The organism is Rhizobium sp. SVR5-9E (assembly GCF_056755095.1).
The window spans coordinates 1-2,134 of sequence record NZ_JBNDHS010000200.1 but is presented as its reverse complement, the minus strand read 5'-3'; the positions used below and the strand labels follow the sequence as shown (position 1 = coordinate 2,134).

The following is a 2,134-nucleotide window of genomic DNA, read 5'->3' as shown; positions in this document are numbered from 1 at the left end:
CGGTCCTCACTGCGCTGGTGCGGGGTCGATGGCGATGCCCGAGGCGCGCAGGCCGCTGAAGAGTTTCTGCTGATCTTCCGGCCGTTGCAGGCGAAGCGCGATTTCCCGGCGGATGTTGTGCATCAACTCGGGTGCGTGGACCTCCAGCCAATCCTGTTGCTGCTTGGCGTCGGCCGTCTTCCCGGCGGCGCCGAGGATCGACAGGAGCACGAGGCGATGCATGGGATTATATTGCAGATCGGACATGCGGGACCACAGTTCGGCGGCCTGAATGTCGTTCCTCATGAAGGCGCACAAGGCCATGCCGACCTCGTAATATCCCTTGGGGCCGGCGTTCTTGCTGACGGCGCTGGACACCAGCTCGCAGCCGGATTGCCATCGTCCGGACATCGCCAGCCGCAAGCCGTACTCACCGGCAACGTCGGTGTCGTTGGGGTTGATGGCATAGGCGGCCGCGCCGGCCTGCAAGGCCTTGTCGATGTCGTCTTCGAAGAAGCTGACCAGCATGAGGGCGTGCAGGACGCGCGCATCGCCGGGGGCAAGCGCTGCCGCCCGCTCTGCGGCGCTGGCGGCGCGTTCGAGCGGCTGGGCCGTGGACGATGTGCCGAGCTTGTAGCGAAATCGCATCTCATCCAGATAGGTCAGAGACAGAAGCGCCCAGGACGCGGCGTTCCTGGGAAATCGCTGGGTCGCGCGTTGCAGGCAATCGCGCGCCGTGGCGTGACTTTGGGCGCTCATCGACTGACGGTAGCTGTAATAGGCCAGGGTGCAGGCATAGGCATCCCTGTCGCCGCTCTCCGGCTGGCGGGCGATCGTCTCGGTGTCGGCCTGGAAAATGGCACCGTAGGGCCGAGCGACGGCGGCGGCGATCTGCTGTGCGACGTCGGCCTGGATCGCGAGTTTGCTTTGAGCGCGAAGATCGGCATCATAGGTGTTGGCCCAGATGACGGCACCATCGGATTGACGCACCAGCCGGGCGACGGAACGCAGCCTGTCGCCATCGAGCTGGACGGTGCCCTGCAGCGCATAGCCGGCCGCGGCGGCATGATCGGTCCTCGACGGATCGGCGACGACGACGATGTCGTCGAACTTCGCGAGCTGACCGATCACTTCATCCCTCAGGCCATGGGCGATGTCCGACGTGGTATCCGCGGCACCACCGCCCGCGAAAACCTCCACGACAACCTTCGGCTGAGATGCCTTCTCTCGCGGCGTCCCGGACAGCGGGCCGCGCCAGACCGACAGGGCAGGGGCAAGCGCGAGGTAGAGAAAAGCCGCGGCGATGACGAGGACCGTCCCGAGGACCAGCGCCGTCAGCAATATCGAGCGACGGGAGCCGGGAAATACCCGGTCGTGCCCGTTGGCCTCGACGCCTGGCGAACCATCGGGGCTCTCGACCGGTGACGCCAGGACTTGCGAGCCGTGCGCATATTCGAAATGCGGCACATATCCGCCCTTGGGGACGGTGATGATGACCTCGTCCGCCTGCCCGGCGACGAGATAGTAGCGCTCGAGGGCCCTTCGAATGCGGCCGGCTTCGATGCGGACGACGGGATCATTCTGCGGGTCGAACGAAACCTCGCGGCCGAAGACCTCATTGGCAATCGTGAAGGCCTTCAGGAACCCCGATCGCCCTGCCAGCGTCTCGCTGATGATGAACTGCAGGAACAGTCGACCCCGCTGCGGCGAGTGAAATTCCTCGCTTGAAAGGATCCGTTCGACTTGCTGGCTGACTTCTTCAGCGGTCGGTCCGGGGTTGCTGGAAGCGTTGACTTTTGCACTGCTCATGATCGCCCCCAAGCAAGATCACGCAAGTATCGAAGTCTTTCCCTGCCGCATCATATCCCAGAGCTACGAGCGGTTGCAACAGATGCGCCTAATTCATCTAGCGTGCGTCGGCATGGGGGCGGGGTGAGGCGGTGACGGTTGGAAGCGGTTGCACAATGCCGTCGACCGTTGTGACCATGCGCATGAGCCCCGCCAGATTGCGCGCTCCCATCTTGGCCATCACGTTGGCGCGGTGGACCTCCACCGTGCGTGAACTGATGCCCAGATTGAAGGCGATCATCTTGTTCTGCAGGCCGTCGAGCACGCCGGCCAGGACCTGGTGTTCGCGCTCCGTCAGCTGGCAAAG

Annotated in this window: 2 protein-coding genes; both read right to left on the bottom strand. The window is 64.2% G+C overall.

The window, feature by feature from the left end:
* Positions 1-6: 6 nt before the first annotated feature.
* Positions 7-1,788 (bottom strand): hypothetical protein, encoded by a 1,782-nt coding sequence (locus ACPYOJ_RS34310; protein WP_481420214.1) that lies wholly within the window; start codon positions 1,786-1,788, stop codon positions 7-9.
* A gap of 97 nt (positions 1,789-1,885) precedes the next feature.
* Positions 1,886-2,134 (bottom strand): response regulator transcription factor (locus ACPYOJ_RS34305; protein ID WP_481420213.1); only part of this gene is annotated, 249 nt, incomplete at its 5' end.